The following is a 14,501-nucleotide window of genomic DNA, read 5'->3' as shown; positions in this document are numbered from 1 at the left end:
GCGCGCCCGCGACTGAAGGCGAATTCCACGCTGTACGCCCTCGCCAGGCGAGCCTTTCCGTAGTAGGGCTCGGCCGTGCTTCCGCCGAGGCACGGGGGGGACAGGCAACGATCGACTCGACGGCGCAGCAGAGCGCCGCGCGGGCGCCCCTCCGGCGGCCGCGCGGCGCAACAGGCGGCGCACGCCCCGCTCTCCCAACCCCCCCGGCACGATCATGGGTGTTCTCGAGATCCTGAGCGCGGACCACGTCTCGGTGGCCAACGAGGTCGAGGGCGTCGTCCGCTCCAAGCCCGAGGCGCTGCGCCGCATCGCCGAGCTGCTCGCCCGGGGCCTCGTCCCCGTCACGCCGGTCGCGGAGATCGAGCGCGTGCTCGTCGAGCGCGAGAGGCTCCAGTCGACCGGCGTGGGCGGCGGCGTGGCCATCCCCCACGGCGGGCTCGAAGGGCTCGATCGGCACGTGGGCGCGGTCCTGCTCTGCCCGCACCCGATCGACTTCGACGCGATCGACCGCGCGCCCGTGGGCATTCTCTTCGCCGTCGTCGGCCCGAAGCGCGCCGCCGGCGAGCACCTGAAGACCTTGGCGCGCGTCTCGCGCCTGCTCCGCGACGACGAGTTCCGCAAGCGCTTGCTGCTCGCGCCGAGCGGCGCCGACGCGTTCCGGATCATCGCCGCCGAGGAGGGCAGGGGCCCGTGACGGAAGAAGTTCCGCGCAGCGTACCCGCCCCGCGCCCCTCGATGAGCGTGCGCGCGCTGCTCGCCGATCCCGGGCTCGGCGTGGGGCTCGAGCTCATCGCGGGCGAGGCGGGCCTCGATCGTATCATCGAGTCGGCGCGCATCCAGAAGTCGGGCCTCGCGCTCGTGGGGCACTTCCACGGCATCGCCGCGTCGCGCATCCAGATCTTCGGCCAGACAGAGCTCTCGTTTCTGCACACGCTCGAAGGCGAGGACCGCGCGCAGAAGCTCCGCGATTTTTTCGCGCGTGATCTCTGCTGCGTGATCGTCACGCGCGCCTCGCGCGGCGAGGTCGAAGCTCCGGCGGAGGGCGGCTTCCCCGCCGTGCCGGAGCTCGTGGCCGCGGCCGAGGCGTCCGGGACGCCGCTGCTCCGCTCGGCGGAGCGATCGAGCGTGACCATCACGGCGGTCCACGCGCTGCTCGACGACCGGCTCGCGCCGCGCGTGCGCCTGCACGGCGTGCTCGTCGACGTCTTCGGCGTGGGCGTGCTCCTCGCGGGGCCGAGCGCGATCGGCAAGAGCGAGTGCGCGCTCGACCTCGTGATGCGGGGACATCGCCTCGTCGCCGACGACGTCGTCGAGTGCGACTACCGCCCGCCGGGCATGGTCTTCGGCGCGGCCGCGCACCTGCTCCGCTACCACCTCGAGGTGCGCGGGCTCGGCATCCTCAACGTGAAGGACCTCTTCGGCGTGACGGCGATCCGCGAGCGCAAGCGCATCGACGTGGTGATCAAGCTCGTCGAGTGGTCGAAGGACGTCGAGTACGACCGGCTCGGCCTCGAGGACCGGTACCACACGATCCTCGGCGTGAAGGTGCGCGAGCTCGTGCTCCCGGTGCGGCCGGGACGCAACATGTCGACGATCATCGAGGTCGCGGCGCGCAACGAGCTGCTCAAGAACGCGGGGCACCACGCCGCGCGCGAGTTCTTCGGCAACCTCGAAGGCGCGCTCATGAGCGGAGGGAGGCGAGATCGATGAGCGACAAGAGCCGCGTCGTCGTGGTCACCGGGCTCTCGGGGGCCGGCAAGTCCACCGCGCTCCATGCCCTGGAAGACCTCGGCTACTTCTGCGTCGACAACCTCCCGACGTCCCTCGTGCCCTCCACGATCGAGGTCTGCGAGTCCGGCGGCATCCGCCGCATCGGCCTCGGCATCGACGTGCGCGCCTTGGCCTTCCTCGACGGCGCCTGCCCCACGCTCGCGCGCGTTGCCGAGGGCCGCGACATGGCCATCCTCTTCCTCGACGCGACCGACGAGGCGCTGCTCCGCCGCTTCAACGAGACGCGCAGGCCGCACCCGCTCTCCGCGGCCGCCTCTCGCGCGCCCGGAAGCGCCGGCGGGCTCGCCGTGCTCGACGGCGTGCACCTCGAGCGCGAGCGCCTCGCGCCGCTGCGCGCGCTCGCCACGCTCGATCTCGACACGACGCGCCTCAGCGTCCACGAGCTGCGGCGCCAGATCATCGCGCACCTCGGTCCGGGCAAGGCCGAGGCGCCGCGCATGTCCACGCGCTTCGTCTCGTTCGGATTCAAGTTCGGCGTCCCGGTCGATGCGGACCTGATCTTCGACGTGCGGTTCCTCGACAACCCGCATTTCGTCCCGGAGCTACGGCGGCTGCCCGGGAGCCACCCCGCAGTGCGAGATTTCGTCCTGCAGAGCCCGGAAGCGTCCGAGCTTCTCGAAAAGATCGAGTCGCTGCTCGTGTTCTCGCTCCCCCGGTACGAGCGGGAAGGGAAGAGCTACCTGACCATCGGCATCGGCTGCACCGGAGGGCGTCATCGATCGGTGGCGCTCGCCGAGGTTTTGGCCGACAATCTCCGAAGGAAGGTGGAGCTACCCATCTCGGTCGTGCATCGTGACGTCGGCAGGGCGGAGCACACCGCGCAGCCCGAGCCCGATCCATCCGCGCAAGGCCGTGGCGTCACCGAAGGGGCGGAGGGGGCGCCGCGCGCCCCCGACGGCGGAGGGGGGAAGACGTGAGCAACACGAGCGCGACGGGGCGGTTCACGATCGTCAACGCGCGTGGCTTGCACGCGCGAGCGGCCACGAAGCTCGTGCAGCTCGCCGGCAAGTACCCGTGCGAGGTCACGGTCGCGGGGCCCGACGGGCAGGAGGCGAACGCGAAGAGCGTGATGGGCGTGCTCCTGCTCTGCGGCGGCATCGGCACCGTGCTCGAGGTGAAGGCGCGCGGCGAGGGCTCGGCGGAGGTCGTGGCGGCGATCGGAAAGCTCATCGCCGATCGCTTCGGAGAGCCTGAATGAACACGGAGCCTCCCTCGAAAGCGACCGATGTGCTCCGCGGCATCGCGGGCTCGCCCGGCGTCGCGATCGGCAAGGTCGTCGTCTTCGGCAAGAGCCGCGCGCCTTGCCCGCGGCGCACGATCGGCCCGGGGGAGATCGACATCGAGATCGCTCGCTTCGAGGAGGCCGTCGCGCGCGCGCAGCGCGACCTGCGCGAGATGTCGCAGCGCCTCACCGAGCGCAGCGCCGAGGCCTCCATCCTCGAAGCGTACGTGCTCATGACCGGCGACCCCGTCCTCGCCGAGGCCGTGCGCAACCAGATCCAGAAGGAGAAGCGCGCCGCGGAGTGGGCCGTCGCCGAGGCGTCCGACGTGATCGCCAAGCGGCTCGCGGCGCTCGACGATCCGTACCTGAGCGAGCGCAGCCACGACGTGCTCTTCATCGGCGATCGCATCCTGCGCGCCTTCGGCACGACCGTGCCCGAGCAGCAGCACCTCCGCCTCGAAGGGCCCTCGATCGTCGTCGCGCACGACCTCTCGCCCGCGGACACGGCGGCGATGATCAACCAGCCCGTCGTCGGCTTCGTCACCGAGGTCGGCACGCGGACGAGCCACACCGCGATCATGGCGCGCGCGCTGGAGATCCCCGCCGTCGTCGGCGTGACCGACGCGCTCGCGCGCATCTCGAGCGGCGACCTCGTCGTCGTCGACGGCCTGCGTGGCAGCGTCCTCGTGCGCCCCCAGCCGCGTGAGCTCGAAGAGGCGCGCGCCCGCGGCGAGCGGCACACCGCACTCTCGCGCGAGCTCTCCATCTCCCGCGATCGCGAGGCGACGACCCAGGACGGCGTGCGCGTCACGCTGCGCGCGAACGTCGAGCTCCCGGCCGAGGCGATCCTCGCGCGGGATCACGGCGCCGAGGGCATCGGCCTCTACCGCACCGAGTTCCTCTACATCGATCGCTCGCTCCCGCCGACCGAGGATCAGCAGTTCGAGATCTTCCGCGCCGTCGTGGAGACGATGCGCCCGATGCCCGTCACCCTGCGCACGTTCGACATCGGCGGCGACAAGTTCATCTCGAGCCTCAAGCTCCCGCCCGAGATGAACCCGATGCTCGGCTTGCGCGCCGTGCGCCTGGCGCTCTCGCAGCCCGAGGTCTTCCTCGAACATCTGCGCGCGATGGTCCGGGCGAGCGCGTACGGCGAGGTGAAGATCATGATCCCCATGATCGCCAGCCTCTCCGAGCTCCGGCAGGTGCGTGTCCTCCTGGAGAAGGCGATCGAGCAGGTGAAGGCGCGTGGTTTGCCCTGCGCGGACGACATCCCGCTCGGGATCATGGTCGAGGTGCCGGCGGCCGCGGTGCTCGTGGATCTCTTCGCGCAGGAGGCGAGCTTCATGAGCCTCGGGACGAACGACCTCGTGCAGTACACGCTCGCCGTCGATCGCACGAGCCGCTCGCTCGCCTACCTCGCCTCGTCCTTCGATCCCGCGATCCTGCGGCTCATCCGCAGCGTCGTGCGCGCGGGCGAGGGGTGGTCTTGTCCCGTCTCGATCTGCGGCGCGATGGCGAGTGATCCGCTCGCCGCGGTCCTGCTCGTGGGCCTCGGCATGCGTGACTTCTCGATGGAGGCGGCTGCGATCCCCGAGATCAAGGAGGCGCTCCGTCGCGTGACGCTCGTCGAGGCCGAGGCCGTCGCGCGGGAGGCCTTACGGTTCGGCACCTCCGACGAGGTCGAGCACTGCGTGGCCGAGGCGTTCGCGCCTCGCCTCTATGATCTTCTCACCGGCGAGCGTTGAAGGCATCCTCTCCTCTGGCCTGAAAAACCCGAGGAGCTCATGACCGCCATCACGTCGATCAAGATCCAGACGCCCCGCCTTCGCACGCACGTGCTCGTCAGCGGACCCGCGGACGGCGTGCCCGTCCTGTTCATCCACGGCAACTGCTCCTCCGCTCGTTTCTTCGAGCAGACGATGGCCGCGCTCCCCGCGCGCTTTCGCGTCATCGCGGCCGACCTGCGCGGCTACGGCGACTCCGAGCCTGCGCCCATCGACGCCACGCGCGGCCTGCGTGACTTCTCGGACGACCTCGCGGCGCTCCTCCAGCACGCGGAGCTCGGCATCAAGGGCAAGGTGCACGTGGTCGGCTGGTCGGTGGGCGGCGGCGTCGCGATGCAGCTCGCGATCGATCACCCGGAGCTCGTCGACAAGATCGTCCTCGAAGCGCCGATGGCGCCGTACGGGTTCGGCGGGACGAAGGGCGTGAGCGGCGAGCCGTGTTTCGCGGACTTCGCGGGCTCGGGCGGCGGCACGGCGAACCCCGAGTTCGCGCGGCGGCTGAAGGAGCGCGACGCCTCGGAGGAGAGCGCGTTCTCGCCGCGCAAGGTGATGAACGACTACTACTTCAAGCCGCCGTTCCGGGTGGAGAAGGACCGCGAGGAGCTCTTCGTCGCGGAGATCCTGAAGATGGTGGTCGACGACGATCACTACCCCGGCGACACGACCACGTCCCCGAACTGGCCCACCGTCGCGCCCGGCACGCGTGGCGTGAACAACGCGCTCGCGCCGAAGTACGTGAACCTCTCGGGCTTCGCGAAGATCCCGCCGAAGCACGACGTCCTCTGGATCCGCGGCGACGGCGATCAGATCGTCAGCGACACGTCGCTCTTCGACTTCGGCTTCCTCGGCAAGCTCGGCGCGATCCCCGGCTGGCCGGGCGACGACGTCTACCCGGCGCAGCCCATGGTCTCGCAGACCCGCGCCGTGCTCGACGCCTACAAGGCGAACGGCGGCAGCTACCGGGAAGAGATCCTGGAGAACGTCGGACATTCGCCGCACATCGAGGCGCACGACACGTTCGTCTCGGCGCTCGTTCGTTTCTTCGGCTGACCGACCGGCGGTCCCGAGGGGGGGCGGGTTCTTTCGGGCGACTCCGGGTCGTCTGTCAAAAAATGAGGTTAGGGCGTGAAAAACCGGGCGACGGACCAACCTCGCGTGGAACCAGTTTGGGTTTTTCGATCCGCACGTGCACGTGGCCCCGCAGAACGTGTTAGGTTTGTCGCGGGTCACGATGAAGCGCACGTCGAGTGAAACGCAGGCGCAGGGATCGAAGACGCGAGCGGCGGCTCGCGAGCGCGCGGGCATCACGAGCGGGCTGCCGGAGCCTTACGCTGGCAAGCTCGGGGCGCGGATGCGTGATCTCCGGCTCGAGCGAGGTCTGTCGCTCGCGAGCTTGCGCGAGGCGGGAGGCCTGACGCCGAGCCAGATGTCGAGCGCGGAGCGAGGGCGTGTGCGCGTGACGATGGGCACGGTCGTCGCGGTGGCGAAAGCGCTCGATCTGCCGCCGTTCGTGCTCCTGGCCTTTCCCGATGAGGATCCGCTCTCGGCCGTGCTGGAGGAGATCCGGCAGGCGTACGGCGGCGATATGCGGCGCGTGAGCGCGGTGATCGAGGAGCGCGCGAGCGGCATGCCCGGCAAGAAGCGCGGGCGCACATCGAAACGCTCGCTCCACGAGTAGAGCGAAAAGTCAAGAGAATCATGTTGGGGTCGTATCGAGACCTCCCTGCCGGCGGCGGGGGTGGTGTCGTGTGTGACCGACCCCTGTAGGGCCCGCTTGGCCTGACAACCGTCGACGCGCACCGCGGGCGTGGGGGCTCTGCATGGGTTTGCCCTGGAATCCCGCATGGTTCGGCGCGGCCGGCCGGGTCTGGGGTGGGCCCGGCGTGTTTCATGTGTCGAACCCGATTTTTATCTCGGGAAATGAATGGCCTCCGCGTCGATTTTCGAAGGTTCGAAAATGCGTTCGAACATTGGGAAAAGCCGCCCGACGTGGTAAGTGGGTTTGGCTTGGTTGATCCCATTGGGTCAATTGACCGAATTTTCGAAAACGGCAGCGAGCGGTCGATGGTCGATCGCATGCTTGGCAGGAAAAACGGTTTCCGAGGTGCAATCCTGTGCCTACACGTCGTGTCCCGGACCCGATGGCGGCCCGCATCGGTGCTCGAATGCGTGAGCTACGGCTCGAGAAGAAAATGTCACTCGCGCAATTGGCGAAGGCGAGCGGGCTCTCGAAGGGTCACGTCTCCAACCTGGAGAATGGTCTCGCCGTCATGAGCGTCGGCACGATCTGCGCCGCGGCCGGGGCGCTCGGCGTGCCGCCGTTCCTCTTGTGCATGCGGGAGGAGGACGAACCCTTTGCCGAGTGCTTCGATAACCTCCTCCACGAGGAGGGCGGCGACGTGGGCCGCGCGGCCGAGCGGCTCCGGGAGCTCTTCTTCGGCAAGCCGCCGCGGCGGGGGAGGGGACCGGGGTAGGCCGAAAATGCGGGCGTGGGTTGTCGGGACATGCGCGTCCTACGGGGACGTTGTGCCGGGCGAGGACGACATGGTAGAGTTCGTCCCACGCGAACACGGCCACGACGAACCGCCGCGTTTTGACCTGATCTTCTCCGCGACTCCGGCACGCCGGGGCGCACGCTCGAGGTGGAAAACCCATGCCCCGTCGTCCGACTCCCGAGCCCGTCGCCGCCAAGGTGGGGGCCCGAATCCGTGACCTTCGCCAGGAGCGCGGCATGTCGCTCGCGGCCCTCGCCGACGAAAGTGGTCTGTCCAAGGGGCACATGTCGAGCGTGGAGCGCGGGCTCGTCCTGATCACGGTCGGGACCGTGGTCTCCGCCGCGAAAGCGCTCGGCGTCCCGCCCTTCGTGCTCCTCATGTTCCCCGAGGAAGAGCCGCTCGCCGCCGTCGTCGAGCACGTGCGCGCGAGCGAAGGCGGCGATACGGACAAGGCCGCTGCCGCGCTGCGTAAGCTCGTCTTCGGGCCAAACGGCCGCGCCCCGAAGACCGCCACGCCGACGAAGAACGCCGCCGCGAAGCCGAGCGCGGCGAAGGCGCCCGCGAAAGCCCCCGCGAAGGCCGCCGTCGCCGCCACGCCCGCCGCCGCCACGCCGGCGCCCGCCGCAAAGGGCCGTCGCAAGCGCTGAACGCCCGGACAACCTCGGCGAGCCGCACGTCAAACCCGCGCGGCTCGCTCGAGCGTGGTCCCCGATGTCGAAAAGGTTCTTCCCGTAAGACCCGTTTCGATCAGCTCCGCGGCGTCGGTACCGGCGTCTTACGCGAAGCTGGCGGCACCGACGTGGGCGTCCGCGAAGCGCCCGTCGCCGCGTCCACGATACGCACGTCGAGCCCGAGCGCGTCCTTCAACATCCCGCACTTCGCCCCGACGGTCCACTCTTCGAGCGACCGGTCCTCCGTGCCCGAGAGCTCGAGCACCAGCGTGTCGCCGTCGATGCGCCCGCTGACCCCGGCGACCTTGGCCCGGTGCTCCCGATCGAGCGCGTCCGCGACCCGCAGGATTGCGGCCATCGCCTTCACCTTCGCCCGATCCTCGCGCGAGAGCGTGCGGAAGTTGTCGTGGTCGAGCTGCGGCGGGCTCTTGCGGTGGTAGCGCGCGACGTTGGCCACGATCTCGCGCTCCGGTGGCGACAGGCCCATCAGGTCGGCGTGCACGATGAGGTAGTAGCTGTGCTTGTGGTGCCCCTCGTACCGCACGAAGTCGCCGACATCGTGCAGGAGCGCCGCCGCGTGGAGGAGAATGCGGTCGCGCGGGCTCATGCGGTGGCGCGTGGCGAGCTCGTCGAAGAGGCGGGTCGCGAAGCGCGCCACGAGCAGTCCATGCGCCTCGTCGAAGTGATAGCGGCGCCCGAGCCGAAGGCACGCCTCGCTCACCGCGGCCGCCTCGCCGCCGAAGTCGCGCGGCACGAAGTGCTGGCGCGCGAGGTCGACGAGCACGCCTTCCTTGAGCCCCACGCCCGGCGCCGTGATCGATTCTCGCCCGAAGGCCTCCGCGACCCGGCAGAGCACCGTGGCCGCGGGGACGATGGTGTCGGCGCGATCGGGCCGGAGGCCATAAGCGGTCACGCGCTCGTCGACGCTCTTCGCGGAGAGCTCGTCGAGCAGCCTTCGCATCGAGCGGACCTCGATCGCGCGGCCTTCGGGGAAGGCGATCGGCATCGGGCAGAGGTCGGCGAGCGTCTCGATGTTGCCGCCCGTGCCGATGACGACGTCGACGGGCCCGTCGGAGGCGTCCTCGATCTCGCGGAAGGCGTCGGCGCAGACGCGGTCGACGTACTCTTCGAGGAGCTTGCTGTGGCCGATGTCGATCGGCCCGCGGCCTTCGAGGAACGCTTCGAGCAGCCGGACGGTCCCGACGGGCAAGGAGCGCGAGTACACGGGGAGGCGGCCTTCGAGCAGCGTGAGCTCCGTCGAGCCGCCGCCGATGTCGACGAGCAGCGAGCGCCGTGGCCCCATGGCGATGCGCTCGACGACGGCGAGCTGTACGAGGCGCGCCTCCTCGACACCCTCGATGATCTCCACGTGCACGCGGCTCTCGCGCTCGGCGCGCTCGACGAAGAGGTCACCGTTCTGCGCCTCGCGCGCGGCGCTCGTGGCGACGGCCCGGTAGCGCTCGACCTTCGCCGCGTCCATGGCCGCGCGAAACCGCTTCAGCGCCTCGCAGGCCGCGCCGATGACGCCGTTCTCGAGGCGACCTTTGGTGAAGACGTCGTGCCCGAGCCGCACCGGCGCGCGGTCGACGAGCACGTCTCGGAAGGGATAGAACCGCGGTCCGTCGTCCGTGAGCAGAGGCGGGTCGACGTCGACCACGCGAAGCCGGATGGCGTTGGACCCGATGTCGATCGCCGCCAGGCGAGCCATGGCCGGGGTAGTAGCGGAGCGCGGCCTGGTTGGCTACTCTCATGGCGCTCATGGCTACCGTCTTGCGAACCATCTTGCCGATTGTCGCGACCGCCGTCCTCGGCACGGTCGCTCTCGGATGCGGACCCGAGCCGGTCCGCGCGCCGAACCCCACGAGGACCCTCGACGAACGCCGCGCGATCGAGGTCATCCGCCGCGCCGTCGCCCAGGAAGGCGTGCAACCCGCGCCTGCCCGCGAGGTCGAGATGCGGAGCGGCAAGGCCCTGCGCGTCGACGTGAGCATCGAGGGCCACGAGTTCGGGATCGCCTACATTTCCGACGACGATCAGGACAAGCTCGGCGACGCGATCAAGCCGCCGAACGGCCCCGATGAAAAACTCCGGCTCGAGCGCGTCGGCGCCGACGGCGAGGTCCGCATCGTGCTGCTCTACCAGGCGAACTACCGCTACGACGATCTCGCCGGCGAGTCGCACGAGCTCACGACGATCTCGGCCGAGCGCACGCTGACGCGTGACGTGCGCGACTTCATCACGTACGCGAAGACCAAGAAGTTCAAGTGAGCCTCGGCGACAAGATCGGAACCCTGGTGCAGAGCGAGTCCGAGCGCGCGGCCGGGCCGCGGCGCGCGCTGCTCGTGGGCAGCACGGCGCTGCTCGTCGGGCTCGGGCTCGTGGGCCTGCGCCCGAGCGACCCGAACGACACGAGCGTCATCGACATCGGCTCCGTCCTGACGCTCCTCGCGCTCTTCCTCATCATCGGCGCCATTCATACGTACGGTCGTCTTGGACCGGACGATGGGGGCAGCCGGGGCGGCTGACGGCGGATCGAATCGAGGCGCGCCGCACCTTCGTCCGCCCCTGCTCGATGGGCTTGCGAAGAAAGCGCGCTTGGACCAGCATCGCGCGCATGCATCGTCCCAGCCGCCAGCACCAGCACCTGCTCGAGAAGATCGCCCGCAAGGAAGCCCGCGCCAAGGCGAAGAACCGCAAGCCCGGTACGCGCCTGAAGCAGTGGAAGAAGTGGGCCGAGGCCTACAAGGCCCTCACCGCGCAGGCGTAGTCCCGAAGGGGACGCCTCGCGTCGTCTCCGCAGGAAATACGTTCCTTTCCCGTCTTCATCCCCACCGCATCGTCGCGAGGCCGTTGCAACGAGGTGACTCGTCGTTGCACCCTCGCGACCGATGCGCGCCTTGCTGTACGGAGGCCTCCTCGCCCTCGGGCTCACCCTCGCCGGGTGCGCTGGATCCTGGAGATCTCCCGAGCGGAATCCGCGCGCTTCGAGAGCCCTCTCTCCGACGTTCGCCGCGCTCGCCGCGAGCGGGCGCGACTTCGACGCCGAGCCGCGTGCGGTCTCGGCCGCGCTCGCCGAGGCGGATCTCGACTTCGCGCTCGACGTCTTCGCCGACGCGTACGCCGCGCCCGAGGGCCACGCGCCCCTGCCGCCGCGCGCGCGCATCGACGAAGCGCGTCGCGTGATCCAGAGCCGCGCGATCTGGTCGCCGTTCGAGCTCGCGATCCTCTTGCGGGATCTGCTCCGCGCCGACGACGGGCACCTCGCCTTCGGTCACGGCGGCGCGAGGCCGTTGCAGCTCCAAGCATTGCCAGGGCCCGCCGCGCCGCCGCCTGGTGCAGCGCAGCCCGTGGAGCTCGTCGAGGGCGAGGTCCCCGTCCTCGCGGTGCGCACCTTCGAAACGGCCGCGGCCGCGGCGCTCGCCACGTTGCCTCGGCTCGCCGCGCGTCTCCGCGAGGCGCCTGCCTTCGTCGTGGATCTGCGCGGCAATCGCGGTGGAAACTACGCCTTCGCCGAGCGCTTCCTGCTCGCGCTCGCGCATGGTCCGATCCTCGCGCTCGGCACGCGCGAGGTCCAGTCCGTGACCGCGGCCCTCGGGCGCGTGAACGCGGCGAAGCGGCGCCTCGCGCGGGGAGATGTCCCACCGGCCGCGCGCGCGATGTTCCTCGATCACATCACGCTGCTCGAACGGCTCGCCGAGGATCTCGCCGCGCGCGGGGAGGGACGCGTGGAGATCGTTCGTGAGGGCGAGATCCTGCAAGGTACGGCGACCACGCCCCTCGCGGGTCGCGGCGTGATCCTCGTCGATCGCGGATGCGCCTCGGCGTGCGAGATGTTCGTCGCGCTGGCGCGGCAGGTCCCGGGGCTCCTCGTCGCGGGCGAGCGCACGCGAGGCAGCATGGCGGTGGGCGAGGTCGCGTCGTTCGTGCTTCCGCGCTCGCGTCTTTTGATCACGCTCGGCACGCGCGCCGTGGTGGATCCGCTCGGCGACTACGACGAGACGCGTGGGTTCATCCCCGACCTCGAGCTCGCCGGGCCCGACGCGCTCGTCGAGGCGCGACGCGTGGCCTCGCTCGCGCCCGCCTCCGCGTGGGCGGCGGCCCGCGCACGTGCGCCGTCTCTCGTCGATCGGCGCGCGCGTGAGCTCCGCGCCGAGGCCGCGGCGCCTCGACCGAGAACGAAAAAGCCGCGTTGACCTCCTTGGTGCCTCACGTATTCTCCAATTTTACGCGCGTGCGAGCATCACGCGCGAGGGCGGAGGCACCTGTATGCGGACGGCGTCGACGAACACACCGAAGGGAGCTCCTCGTGCGCTGGCGGCGGCGCTCTTCGTCGCAGTAGGCGTCTCCTCGCAGCTCGCCGCGGCGCAGGCGCCGCCGCCTCCGCCTCCGCCGGCGGGATCACCGGACACCTCGGCGCCTCCTCCTCCGCCTCCGGGGTACGCGCCCGCGGCGCCGCCGGGGTACGCGCCGCCGCCCGGATATCCGCAAGGGTATCCGCCGCCCGGCTACGCGCCGCCGCCCGGATATCCGCAAGGGTATCCGCCGCCGGGGTACGCGCCGCCGCCGGGGTACGGGCCGAACAGCTATGGATATGGCCAGCCCGGCGCTCCGCTCCCGGCGACGCTCGCGTACGAAGAGGGCGATCCGATCCCGCCGGGCTACCGCGTCGACAGCCGCATCCGCAAGGGCCTCGTCATCGGCGGCGCCGTGACGTTCGGCGTCCCCTGGTTCTTCTCCGCGATGATCGCCTCGATCGGCGACAGCGTCTCGCGGAGCTCGGAGCTCTGGCCGCTCTACATCCCGGCCGTCGGGCCCTTCGTCGCGATGGGCACGCTCGACTCCGAGGGCGCTGGCACCTTCTGGCTCGCGGTCGACGGTCTCGCGCAAACGGGCGGCATCGCGATGCTCATCGCCGGCCTCGTCGCCCAGGAGAAGCGGCTCGTCCGATCCGAGCTCGACGCGGCCTCCGTGACCGTGGTGCCTCTCCGGTTTGGCCCGCATGGCGCAGGCCTGGGCCTCGTGGGGACGATGTGACGACGCGACGAACGCTCTTCTGCGTCAGCGCCGTGCTGACGATCCTTGGTGCTGCAAATATCTCCCTTGCGCAGGGCGCGCCGCCGCCTCCGCCGCCCGGAGTGATGTCGCCGCAGCAGCCGACCGCGGGCGCCATGCCGCCGCAGCAGCAACCGCCGCCCGGCGCGCTCCCGCAGCAGCCTCCCATGCCGATGGGCGCGGCGCCGCAGCAGCCAATGGCCGCGCCGCAGGGCTATCCGCCGCCCGGGTACTACCCGCCGCCGCCGCCGATCTTCGGGCCCTCGCGCTTGCCGTACAAGGAAGGGGATCCGATCCCGCGCGGGTACGGCATCGAGACGAGGCCACGTTACAAGATGGCGACCGCGGGCCTCGCGACGTTCGCGCCGCTCTACGGGATGTCGGTCCTCTTCGCGGGCACCTTCGCGGGCAACGAGGGCCTCGCCTCCGGCTATTACACGCCGCTGTTCATTCCGGTCATCGGTCCCTTCGTCGCGATCGGCACCTCGGACGCCGAGAGCGTCGGCGTCTTCATGCTCATGCTCGACGGCCTCGGCCAGGCCACGGGCGCCGCGCTCTTCGTGGCGGGCATGCTCTCCGACGAGAAGTTCGTCTCGCGCACGCCCACCGCCTTCGATCCGCGCCCCGAGGTCATGGTCGGCCCGCGGGCCGCGACCCTCCGGTGGCATTTCTGAGCCGTGGATCGACGATGAAAGGGACTCCGTCGATGGACAATCGCAAGCGCACGTCGAGCCCGGACTTCGCGCGCCGCCTCGCGCCGCTCGTCGCGCTCTCGCTCGGCCTCGCAGCCACGCTCCCCGCGAGCGCGCAGCCAGCCCCCGCCGCGCCTCCGCCGCCGTCCACGGCTGCCGCGCCTTTGCCGCCTCCGCCGCCGGCTCCGACGACGGAGGGCGCGGAGTCGACCGAGGAGCAGCCGAAGCCGAAGAAGCGGAAGAAGCAGCCGAGGCTCAGCAATGAGACGTGGGACAGCCCGTCGCCGCAGCAGCCTCCTCCGATGTGGGCGCCGATGGACGACCCGAGCCTGCCCGTCTTGCCTCGCCGCATCGAGTACGAAGAGGGCGACATCCTCCTGCCGGGCTACCAGTTGAAGGTGCAGCCGACCCGCAGCCTCCTCATCGGCGGCATCGTCACGTTCGCGGTGCCGTACGGCTTGTCCGCGCTCGTCGGCGGCGCTTACGCGTTCGACGACAACGAGCGAGACGCCGAGACGTTCGGCCCGCTGCTCGTCCCGGTCTTCGGCCCGTTCATCTCGCTCGGCATCGAGAACTCGCGCGCGCAGGAATTCCCGAACGCGCGCAGCACCGACGACGACCTCTACGCGTTCTTCATGCTCCTCAACGGCTTCACGCAGATGACCGGCGCGGCCATGATCGCCGCCGGCATCCTCGTGCCCGAGAAGTACCTCGAGCGCGCGCAGGCGCTCCCGGGCAAGCCGGAGCTGCTCGTGGGCGGCAGCTCCGCCGCCGTTCGTTTCCACTTCTGA

At 70.5% G+C, this 14,501-nt stretch carries 17 protein-coding genes; 16 read left to right on the top strand and 1 reads right to left on the bottom strand.

Annotated features, from left to right (window positions below; all coding sequences use genetic code 11):
* The first annotated feature begins 214 nt into the window (after window positions 1–214).
* The 9 genes from QHF83_RS44505 (at window position 215) to QHF83_RS44465 (ending at window position 7,942) form a co-directional block, all read left to right on the top strand.
* Window positions 215–694: a PTS sugar transporter subunit IIA gene (locus QHF83_RS44505; RefSeq protein ID WP_282424199.1), complete on the top strand. Its 480-nt coding sequence runs from the start codon at window positions 215–217 to the stop codon at window positions 692–694.
* On the top strand, window positions 691–1,710 hold the full coding sequence (gene hprK / locus QHF83_RS44500) for an HPr(Ser) kinase/phosphatase (protein ID WP_282424198.1): 1,020 nt from the start codon (window positions 691–693) through the stop codon (window positions 1,708–1,710). The genes QHF83_RS44505 and hprK overlap by 4 nt, the downstream gene beginning before the upstream one ends.
* Window positions 1,707–2,708, top strand: a complete 1,002-nt coding sequence (gene rapZ, locus QHF83_RS44495) for an RNase adapter RapZ (RefSeq protein WP_282424197.1) — start codon at window positions 1,707–1,709, stop codon at window positions 2,706–2,708. The genes hprK and rapZ overlap by 4 nt, the downstream gene beginning before the upstream one ends.
* Window positions 2,705–2,989, top strand: a complete 285-nt coding sequence (locus QHF83_RS44490; protein ID WP_282424196.1) for an HPr family phosphocarrier protein — start codon at window positions 2,705–2,707, stop codon at window positions 2,987–2,989. Before rapZ ends, QHF83_RS44490 begins: the two co-directional genes overlap by 4 nt.
* Window positions 2,986–4,761: a phosphoenolpyruvate--protein phosphotransferase gene (gene ptsP / locus QHF83_RS44485; protein ID WP_282424195.1), complete on the top strand. Its 1,776-nt coding sequence runs from the start codon at window positions 2,986–2,988 to the stop codon at window positions 4,759–4,761. Before QHF83_RS44490 ends, ptsP begins: the two co-directional genes overlap by 4 nt.
* A gap of 39 nt (window positions 4,762–4,800) precedes the next feature.
* Complete coding sequence (locus QHF83_RS44480; RefSeq protein WP_282424194.1) at window positions 4,801–5,850, top strand: alpha/beta hydrolase; 1,050 nt, start codon at window positions 4,801–4,803, stop codon at window positions 5,848–5,850.
* Between the two features lie 136 nt (window positions 5,851–5,986).
* Window positions 5,987–6,478: a helix-turn-helix domain-containing protein gene (locus tag QHF83_RS44475; RefSeq protein WP_282424193.1), complete on the top strand. Its 492-nt coding sequence runs from the start codon at window positions 5,987–5,989 to the stop codon at window positions 6,476–6,478.
* A gap of 487 nt (window positions 6,479–6,965) precedes the next feature.
* Window positions 6,966–7,274: a helix-turn-helix transcriptional regulator gene (locus tag QHF83_RS44470; protein WP_282424192.1), complete on the top strand. Its 309-nt coding sequence runs from the start codon at window positions 6,966–6,968 to the stop codon at window positions 7,272–7,274.
* Window positions 7,275–7,453: 179 nt separating this feature from the next.
* Window positions 7,454–7,942: a helix-turn-helix transcriptional regulator gene (locus QHF83_RS44465; RefSeq protein WP_282424191.1), complete on the top strand. Its 489-nt coding sequence runs from the start codon at window positions 7,454–7,456 to the stop codon at window positions 7,940–7,942.
* Window positions 7,943–8,042: 100 nt separating this feature from the next.
* On the opposite strand, the gene QHF83_RS44460 is transcribed toward QHF83_RS44465, so the two are convergent.
* Window positions 8,043–9,674 carry a Ppx/GppA phosphatase family protein gene (locus QHF83_RS44460; RefSeq protein ID WP_282424190.1) on the bottom strand — a complete coding sequence of 544 codons (1,632 nt, stop codon included), beginning with the start codon at window positions 9,672–9,674 and terminating at the stop codon, window positions 8,043–8,045.
* Between the two features lie 50 nt (window positions 9,675–9,724).
* Here QHF83_RS44460 and QHF83_RS44455 point away from each other — a divergent pair, with 50 nt between their 5' ends.
* The 7 genes from QHF83_RS44455 (at window position 9,725) to QHF83_RS44425 (ending at window position 14,501) form a co-directional block, all read left to right on the top strand.
* On the top strand, window positions 9,725–10,234 hold the full coding sequence (locus QHF83_RS44455; protein WP_282424189.1) for a hypothetical protein: 510 nt from the start codon (window positions 9,725–9,727) through the stop codon (window positions 10,232–10,234).
* The gene (locus QHF83_RS44450) at window positions 10,231–10,491 is read left to right on the top strand and encodes a hypothetical protein (RefSeq protein WP_282424188.1); all 261 of its coding nucleotides are present in this window, start codon (window positions 10,231–10,233) and stop codon (window positions 10,489–10,491) included. Before QHF83_RS44455 ends, QHF83_RS44450 begins: the two co-directional genes overlap by 4 nt.
* Before the next feature lie 89 nt (window positions 10,492–10,580).
* Window positions 10,581–10,733, top strand: a complete 153-nt coding sequence (locus QHF83_RS44445) for a hypothetical protein (protein ID WP_282424187.1) — start codon at window positions 10,581–10,583, stop codon at window positions 10,731–10,733.
* Between the two features lie 121 nt (window positions 10,734–10,854).
* Window positions 10,855–12,159 (top strand): S41 family peptidase, encoded by a 1,305-nt coding sequence (locus tag QHF83_RS44440; protein WP_282424186.1) that lies wholly within the window; start codon window positions 10,855–10,857, stop codon window positions 12,157–12,159.
* A 73-nt stretch (window positions 12,160–12,232) separates the two neighbouring features.
* Entirely contained in the window at window positions 12,233–13,000 is a 768-nt protein-coding gene (locus QHF83_RS44435; RefSeq protein WP_282424185.1) for a hypothetical protein, read from the top strand.
* A complete protein-coding gene (locus QHF83_RS44430; RefSeq protein WP_282424184.1) occupies window positions 12,997–13,692 on the top strand; it encodes a hypothetical protein in 696 nt (231 codons plus the stop codon). The genes QHF83_RS44435 and QHF83_RS44430 overlap by 4 nt, the downstream gene beginning before the upstream one ends.
* A gap of 32 nt (window positions 13,693–13,724) precedes the next feature.
* Window positions 13,725–14,501: a hypothetical protein gene (locus QHF83_RS44425; protein ID WP_282424183.1), complete on the top strand. Its 777-nt coding sequence runs from the start codon at window positions 13,725–13,727 to the stop codon at window positions 14,499–14,501.

Source organism: Polyangium sp. 15x6 (genome assembly GCF_029960785.1).
Classification (GTDB): domain Bacteria; phylum Myxococcota_A; class Polyangia; order Polyangiales; family Polyangiaceae; genus Polyangium.
This window is presented reverse-complemented; position numbering and strand designations above follow the sequence as displayed.